6 protein-coding genes are annotated in these 8,347 nt (G+C 67.7%); all 6 read right to left on the reverse strand.

Features of this window, described 5'->3' with window-relative positions:
• Window positions 1–805, reverse strand: an 805-nt coding sequence (locus VFW45_15630; protein ID HEU5182215.1) for a carboxypeptidase regulatory-like domain-containing protein, incomplete at its 3' end; no start/stop codon positions are given.
• Between the two features lie 128 nt (window positions 806–933).
• Window positions 934–2,124, reverse strand: coding sequence for a hypothetical protein (locus tag VFW45_15635; GenBank protein HEU5182216.1), 1,191 nt, complete (start codon window positions 2,122–2,124; stop codon window positions 934–936).
• Window positions 2,125–2,276: 152 nt separating this feature from the next.
• The gene (locus tag VFW45_15640) at window positions 2,277–6,053 is read right to left on the reverse strand and encodes a hypothetical protein (GenBank protein ID HEU5182217.1); all 3,777 of its coding nucleotides are present in this window, start codon (window positions 6,051–6,053) and stop codon (window positions 2,277–2,279) included.
• A 134-nt stretch (window positions 6,054–6,187) separates the two neighbouring features.
• The gene (locus tag VFW45_15645; protein ID HEU5182218.1) at window positions 6,188–6,718 is read right to left on the reverse strand and encodes a histidine phosphatase family protein; all 531 of its coding nucleotides are present in this window, start codon (window positions 6,716–6,718) and stop codon (window positions 6,188–6,190) included.
• 19 nt (window positions 6,719–6,737) lie between these two features.
• Window positions 6,738–7,565: a thymidylate kinase gene (locus VFW45_15650; GenBank protein ID HEU5182219.1), complete on the reverse strand. Its 828-nt coding sequence runs from the start codon at window positions 7,563–7,565 to the stop codon at window positions 6,738–6,740.
• Window positions 7,562–8,245 (reverse strand): dTMP kinase, encoded by a 684-nt coding sequence (gene tmk / locus VFW45_15655; protein HEU5182220.1) that lies wholly within the window; start codon window positions 8,243–8,245, stop codon window positions 7,562–7,564. Before tmk ends, VFW45_15650 begins: the two co-directional genes overlap by 4 nt.
• Window positions 8,246–8,347 lie beyond the last annotated feature (102 nt).

An 8,347-nucleotide genomic window follows, 5' to 3' on the forward strand; every position in this document is an offset into this window, starting at 1 on the left:
GGATGTCGACGCCGCCGCCGGTGAACTCCCCCTGCAGGTCGGGAGTGAAGGTCTTGGTCACGCTCAGGTTCTCGAGGGTGCCCGTCGGAAACAGGTCCACCTGGACCGCCCGGCGGCGCGGATCGGCGCTGGGAACACGCACGCCGTTCAAGGTGGTGCCGGTGTAGCGGTCGCTCAGCCCTCGCACCGTCGCGTACTTCCCTTCGGTGATGCTCGCCCCGACCACCAGCTTCAGCGCTCCCGCGACATCCGAAGCTCCTGCCTTGCTGATGAGGTCGGCCGAGATCGCATCCTGGAAGGCCACCGCCTCGGCGCGGATATCGAGCAGCCCGCCTTCCTCTCCCAGCGCCAGATCGCCCCCGGTCACCACCAGCTCCTCCATCTCCACCACCTCGATTCCGAGCGAGGCGCGCACGTCGGCCATCTTGCCGGCCACCACGACGATGCCGCTGAGCACCTGGCGCTCGTACCCTTCCTTCGTAAAGGCGAGCGAATAGCTGCCGGCGGGAAGGCGCGAGAAGAGGAAGGTGCCGTCCTCCCCGGTGCGGGTCTCCAGGACGCTCCCGAGGATCACGACCCGGACGCCCGCCAGCGGGGCCTCCACCTCGCGGTCGAGGACGGTTCCGCGAATGGCGCCGCCGGCCGCTTCCTGCGCCAGGGCCGGGACGCAGGGCAGCCACGTCAGGGCGAGCACCAGCAGCGCCGCCAGGCACCGAAGCGGCCCGCTTCGCGGCGTCGAGGAACGTTCAGGATGGATGGATCGGAGTGAGGCGGCCGCGATCCAGCGTGTCGAGATGAAGGGCAATCCGGTCTTCTCCGGGGAAGCGCAGGCTGCCGCAGCCCCTTCCGCGTGCGGAAAGGAAACCCTCGAAACTGTGCCGTGGTCTTCGCCTCGCTAGGACGCGGTCGCCCGTCACTGCGGCCGCGGAGGCTTCACCAGGGGTCTTTCAAACCGCTCAACAGGGCGTCGAGACGGGCCTTCACCGCTCCCGAAGGATCCACGCCGTCCCGCCCGAGAAAGCGACAGATGTCGACCACCGCCAGGGCGCGCGGCCGGGCGTTCTTCAGCGATTCCGCCGCGGACAGTGACTGCCCGTACAGCTGCTCCGCCCTGGCCTGGTCGCCAATCGCGCGGCGCACCGAGGCCAGGCGCGCGTAGAGCGAAGGACGATCGATGTCCAGGGCCGCACCGGCCGCCGGCTCGACCTTCTTCAGGAGCTGTCGCGATCTTCCCGTCTCTCCGAGCCTGCCCCACGCCCGTGCCAGCTCGGCGAGCGGCGTCGCCTTGGCGTGGAGCGCCTCCGGAAGCGCCAGAGCGGCCTTCTCCGCCTCCTCGAGCGCGCCGCGCGCCTTTTCCGGCCGGCCCAACTCTGCGAGCTCGGCGGCGGCGTCCTCGGCGATCTCGACACGGATCCATCCATCGAGGACCTTGGCGGACTCCAGCGTCGCCTCCAGGGCAGCCAGCCGCTGCGCCGCCGCAATTCCGTCGCTCTGTCCGGCGAGCAGGTAGCCGCGCGTCCGCCATACCGCCGTGTCGATGTCGGGATCGGAGTCCAGGGCCTTCAGCTCGGCCATGGCGGCCTCGAACTCGCGCCGCATCAGGTGGCCCGAAGCGATGGTATAGGCGGCCTGCCCCTTGTATTGACGCGGATCCTCGCTCCTCAGGTTGCCGGCGATCTCCTGGGCAGGCTTCATCTCCCCCATGGCCGCGAGGGCGGCGGCGATGTGCGCCTGGACGCGCGGTCCTTCCCAGCCGGAGACGGCGGATTCAACCTGCTCGGCTCTTCTTATCAGCTCGGAAGCGGCCGACTTGCGGCCGGCGCGCGCTTCGGAGGCAGCCAGATCGGCCAGCATCGTCCCCTGCCTCCATCCGGCCATCTGGTCGACGCGAGCGATCGCCTCGTGCGCCGCACCGCACGTGATGTAGTCTTGCAGCACCGCCTCCTGCGCTTTCGCCCGGTCCTTGTCGTCGCTGCTGATGGCCGAGGCGAAGCGGAAGGCGTAATCGAGACTTCCCAGGCCCGACGCGGAGGCCGCCGCCGGTTTCGCAGCCCCGACCGCCAGCGCGATTCCCAGCGCGCACGCCAGGGCTTCCCATCCTGCAAGGCATTTTCGCTGCGTCATGGTTCAGCTCTTCCCGCTCCTGTCTGCCGTTATGAAGCGGGAGGCTGAGGCGCCGCAGTCAACGCGACCCCTCAGCCTCCCTTCCCCGACCGCTTTCCCGCCGGACGGGCTCGGGCGAGCCCAGGGAAAGCGGATCCTTTTGGTGCTCGACTCTAGGGGCAGGAAACCGCGGGACGATCGGTCCCGTCGTTCGCCTGGCCCGGATTGCGGTAGAAGCCCAGCGTCCCTTCGCCGCAGCTGTTGCCCGCGCGCACGGCGTAGAAGAAGATCTGGCCGATCGCGGGGACCGAGACATCATCGCCGCTCTTCTTCCCGAACTGATTCGTCACCAGGCAGCTGCCGGTGGAGAAGTCGACATTGGCGGCACCGGGCGTTGTGGTCGAGCCGACCTTCTTGAGAAGGTCGTAGGTGAAGGGCGGCACGCTCCCCGGACCGCTCCAATCCAGCCTCGAGCCCGTGCCAAAGTTCGCATCCTGGTTTACCTGGTCCGGGACCGACAGGGGGGAGCTGGCGCTGCACTTGGCGATCACGCCGGTGCGCTCCAGGGTGGACCACCCATCGAGCCAGCCGGAGCCAGCCTCGAAGGCGCCGTTGTAGGGGGCATTGGCGAAGAATCCGTCGTTCGGAGCCGTCCGGTTCGGCTCGCCGGCGGGCTGGACCAGCACGCCTCCGGGAGCCGGACGCGGATCGATCTGGACGATCGGATCCGGATCGATGCCGGCGGCGGATCCGCGGTTCAGCGTCCGTACCGGCAGCGGCGTGGCGCAGGCGCTGTACAGGTTCTCCAGCGCGGCATTCGTGAAGGCCGGATAGGCGTAGTGCGACTTGCCGGCATCGGTGGAAGCGGCGCCGTAGGTGGTGGGCGGGTTCACGCAAGTCTCGCCCGCCGGACAGTTGCTGTCCTGGGTGCAGGTCGTGGCCACGGTGACGCTGCAGGTGCCGACGTCGGGAATGGTGCTGCCGTTGCCGAAGCACCAGAAATCGTTGTCCTCCAGCTCCAGCTCGAAGGAGGAGGCCGGACCCTGGTAGTGGGGCACGCAAGACTCGCCGGCCGGACAGCCGGCGTTGTTGACGCAGGTGGTGGCGGTGGTCACGCTGCAGTTTCCGGAGATCGAGTAGGCGGCCACGGTGCGCCCGGCGCTGGTGTTGGCCGGGGTCCCGACCGTCGGGAAGTTACCGCCCTCGATCAGCATGGTGGCGCCGCCGAAATCGCCGAAGAAGCTGTTGTAGTAACGGCCGCCGCCGTTGTCCCGGAAGTGCAGCGCCGTGTTCATGAAGTGGTTGGTGAAGTTCTTGGCCCCGCCCAGGCCGATGTAGGTGGCGTTGTAGATCGTCGGGATGGAGCGCGGCAGGCTGGCGTCGCCCGCGTTGCCGCCGTCGTGCTCGCCTCCCTTGTCGGAGCGATCGGTGCCGGGGCTGCCCTGCATCACGAAGACGAACTGCGCCTTGCCGCGCCACCCCTCGTCGTAGTCCAGCCCGTCGTCGCCGCCGTTGATCATGGCCACGTTCTTCAGGTTCACGGCGCCGCCGAACAACTCGATGCCGTCGTCCTTGTTCTGGAACACCTCGATGTGATCGATGTCGGTGCCGCGCCCCACGCCGCCCAGCGTCAATCCGTTGATCTCGTTGTTGGCCGCCAGGTTGAAGCCGCCGTAGCGGATCGAGAGATACGACAGGTTGCCGCTGTCGTCATCGTCGCAGCTCGCCAGCGGAATCGCCGGCACCGCGGCGGCGCAGTTGCCGTAGAAGCCGAGGCTGCCGGCCGCCGTCAACCCTTCGATCTGGATCTCGCGCGCCGGATTGGGACCGGCCGCCGTGTTGTTCGAGACGTAGCCGCGGCCCAGCAGGATCAGGCCGCCCCAGGTGCCCGTGATCCCGGAGGCGTTGGTGAGGCTGTCGTATGGGGTGGTCCCCCCCGATCCACGGACGTTGTTGTCATCCTCGTTGGTGAAGACGATGGGGGCGTCGACCGTTCCGACCGCCTGGATCTTGGAGCCTCGCGTGATGATCACCGTCCCGGGATCGTTGGCGCCGGGAGCCGATTCCCCTTCGCCGCGCACCACCGTTCCCGCTTCGATGGTCAGCGTGGCGCCGCTCGTGACGTAGACCGGCTGCGTCACCAGGTAGTCGTTGTCCGCGGTCCACAGCTGGCTGGTGGTGATGTTGGAGGAGATGGTCACGACCGGCCGCGGCGGGAAGAAGCCGAGCCGCGACATCGTCGTCCACCCGTCGGCCCAGTTCGCCGTGCCGCTGAAAGCCCCGCGATAAGGGGCGGCGGTGAAGAAGCCGTCGTTGGGAGCGGCTCGGTTGGTCGTGGCCAGCACGCTGCCCGTCGCCGGCCGCGGATCGATCACGTCGACCCGGTCGGGCTCGGTGGGCGGCTCGGAGGTGCGCGTCAGCGTCTTGATCGGCAGCACCGCGGCACACGAGTTGTAGTTGTTGTCCAGCGCGGCGTTGGTGAAGGCCGGATAGGCGTAGTGCGACTTGCCGGCATCGGTGGAAGCGGCGCCGTAGGTGGTGGGCGGGTTCACGCAGGTCTCGCCCGCCGGGCAGTTGCTGTCCTGCGTGCAGGTCGTGGCCAGGGTGACGCTGCAGGTGCCCACGTCGGGGACCGTGCTGCCGTTGCCGAAGCACCAGAAGCTGTTGTCCTCCAGCTCCAGCTCGAACGAAGAAGCCGGGGGGAGATAGTGGAGGACGCAGGCTTCCCCTGCGGGGCAGCCGGCGTTGTTGACGCAGGTCGTGGCGGTGGTCACGCTGCAGTTCCCGGAGGGCGCCGAGTAGGCGGCCACGGTGCGCCCGGCGCTGGTGTTGGCGGGCGTCCCGATCGTCGGGAAGTTTCCTCCCTCGATCAGCATGGTGGCGCCGCCGAAATCGCCGAAGAAGCTGTTGTAGTAACGGCCGCCGCCGTTGTCCCGGAAGTGCAGCGCCGTGTTCACGAAGTGGTTGGTGAAGTTCTTGGCCCCGCCCAGGCCGATGTAGGTGGCGTTGTAGATCGTCGGGATGGAGCGTGGCAGGCTGGCGTCGCCGGCGTTGCCGCCGTCGTGCTCGCCCCCCTTGTCGGAGCGGTCGCTGCCGGGAGAGCCCTGCATCACGAAGACGAACTGCGCCTTGCCGCGCCACCCCTCGTCGTAGTCCAGCCCGTCGTCGCCGCCGTTGGCCATGATCACGTATTTGAGGTTCACGGCGCCGCCGAACAGCTCGATGCCGTCGTCCTTGTTCTGGAACACCTCGATATGGTCGATGTTCGTCGAGCGGCCGACGCCGCCGAGCGTCAGGCCGTTGATCTCGTTGTTGGCCGCAAGATTGAAGCCGCCGTAACGGATGTTGAGATAGGAGAGGTTGCCGCTGTCGTCATCGTCGCAGCTCGCCAGCGGAATCGCCGGCACCGCCGCGGCGCAGTTGCCGTAGAAGCCGAGGTTGCCGGCCGCCGTCAGCCCTTCGATCTGGATCTCGCGCGCCGGATTGGGACCGGCCACCGTGTTGTTCGAGACGTAGCCGCGGCCCAGCAGGATCACGCCGCCCCAGGTGCCCGTGACTCCGGCGGCGCCGCTCCTGGTGTCGTAGGGAGGCGTCCCGGGGTTCCCGCCGACGTTGTCGTCGTCCTCGTTGGTGAAGACAATCGGATGCTGGGAGGTCCCGATCGCCTGCAGCTTGCTGCCGCGCGTGATGATGAGCGTGCCCGGATCGTTGGCGCCGGGAGCCGACTCCCCTTCGCCGCGCACCACGGTCCCGGGCTCGATGGTCAGGGTCGCGCCGCTCTTCACATAGACCGGCAGCTGCAGGATGTACTCATTGTCCGCCGTCCAGGTCTCGCTGACGGTGATGTCGGCGTTGACGAAAACCGTGGCAGCCTGCAGGGAGCTTGCCAATCCCCAGCTCCCCAAGGCCGCCGTAAGGCATGCAACCAGGGTTTTCCGTGCCTGTCTCATGCGAGCGGTTCCTCCCCCTCTGGATACGTTTAAGGCCTTTTCAACGACGAGTGGGTACGGAGGAATTGTGACGGACGGGAGAACTCAGCGTGACGATCGCGCGGAAAGGGAGGAAATGGCGAGAGGAGAGAGGCCTAGCGGGTCCGGCGCTTCGGGATGGAGCGGGCGAGCTGTCTGAGAATGCGAGGCGGCAAGAGGTAAGCGAGCCGGCCGCGACCCGCATCCGGAACCCCTTCGATGTCGATGCGGCAGAAGGCGGCCTTCTTCATCTTGACGAACGCGGTCCGGCCCGACCCGTCCAGCAGCAGCGAAGCGAGCTCCGAAAGGTCGGGCTCGTGGCCGACGAGCAGGACGTCGCGCTGCGGACGCTCGGCATGCAGGCTCTTCAGCACGGCGCGCGCACTGCCCTCGGGTCCCAGCTGCGGCGTCGGGATCACCGACGGATTCGGGCGCAGCTCCGCCGCCAGGATCTCGGCGGTCTGCATGCAGCGCAGCAGCGGGCTGGAATGGATCCGGCGCGGGCGGAGGCCGAGGGCGCGGATGCCGCGCGCGGCGGCGCGCATGCGCTCAGCTCCCTTGGCGGTCAGCGGCCGCTTGCCGTCATCGGGATAGCGCTTGGCATCCCGGGGAGCGGCGATGGCATGGCGGAGCAGATAAAGGGTCAAGGTCGTTTTTCCCGGCGCTTCAGGCCCCCGAGGAGGATCCCGGAATGCCGCGTCCCGCCGTCTCTCCCGCGGCGCGCGGCTTCTCCCCTTCCGATTCGAACAGCAAAGGCCGCAGCGTCTCCAGCCCTTCGCTCAGCGTCCGGATCTTGCGGTCCTCCAGCAGAACGCCCACGCGCGTGCGGATCCTCTCCTGGATGACCACCTCCGGGCGCGTAGCGTCCAGCGCCACGAACCCGAACTCCCGCTCCATCCGGTTGTACTCGCGGATGAGACGCCCCTGGTACTTGCGGAACGACTCGTAGGGATCGGGGCCCAGGTTGAGATCCATTCCAGCCTCCCAGTAGTCCATCCCTCCGGCCTGCAGGACCCGCCGGACCAGGCGATCCACTCCGATCTTGAGGTAGAGGACCAGGTCCGGGACCAGCGCGAAGCCGAACATGCTCCGCACCCACGCGGGATCGGCGCCCCGCACGACGCTGCGCGCGAAGGCGGTGTACATGTAGCGGTCGGCCAGCACCACGAAGCCGGAGCGCAGGGCCGGGATGATCAGCTTTTCCAGACGATCGGCGAAATCGGTGGCGTACAGCAGGCTGAAGGTGAGGGGGTTGAGGTTGTGGCCCGCCTTGGCCGTGCCGATCGTCTCCTTCATCAGCTCCGATCGGGTCCAGCCCGTCTCCATCACCCCGTAGCCCTGGACCTCCAGCCACTCCTTGAGGTAGGCGACCTGCGTGGAGCGACCCACGCCGTCGGTCCCCTCCACCGTGATGAGCGTCCCGCTCAGGCTCTTCACGTCGGTGTACGGCAGCCCGTGGCCGAAGAAGCGCTTCCCGGGCTCGACGGGGTTCATGCCGGCTCCCCCACGGCGGATGCCTCGTACAGACGGCTCACGATCGAGCGGACCTTCTGCTGCTGGCTGTCGATGCTGCGCGTCCCGTCCATCACCTGGAAGCGGTACTCCGGAGCCATGCGGTCGTATTCCTTGATGACCCGGCCCTGAAACAGCCTGAAGCTGGCGACCGGATCGGTCGACAGCCCGAGATCCATGCCCGCCTCGTAGAACTTGATCTTGGTGCGGCTCCCGACGATGCGGGTCACCGCAACCTCCAGCGGCACCTTGAAGTAGAAGGTGACGTCGGGGACGGGGGCGAAGGAATAGAGGTCGCGGACCCAACCCGGATCGACGCCGCGCGCGATGTCGCGCGCGAAGGCGGTGCAGACGTAGCGATCGGCAAGCACCGTCATCCCCGCCTTGAGGTAAGGGATGACCTGGAAGGTGAGCCGATGGGCGAAATCGGTGGCGTGCAGGAGGCTGAAGGTGGTGGGGGTCAAGAGGTTCTTCTTCTTGCCGCGCCGGGTGGCCTCGCGCACCAGGTCGGAGGAGTTCCACTCGGTGAAGAAGACCTGCTCGCCGCGGGCCTCCAGCCATTTGTGCAAAAGCTTGATCTGGGTGCTCTTACCGGAGCCGTCGATGCCTTCGACGACGATGAGCTTCCCCTTCCGGAGACGGCTCCGGCGGTCCTTCTTCACGGGTCTCCTCCCGGGGAATACGGGGACATGTATGTTACGGGCGGGCGGCACGTGCCAGTGTGACAGACCGGTGACGTTTTGGCAACATCCGGTCGAAAGCGG

It is taken from the genome of Candidatus Polarisedimenticolia bacterium (assembly GCA_035764505.1).
GTDB lineage: Bacteria > Acidobacteriota > Polarisedimenticolia > Gp22-AA2 > AA152 > AA152.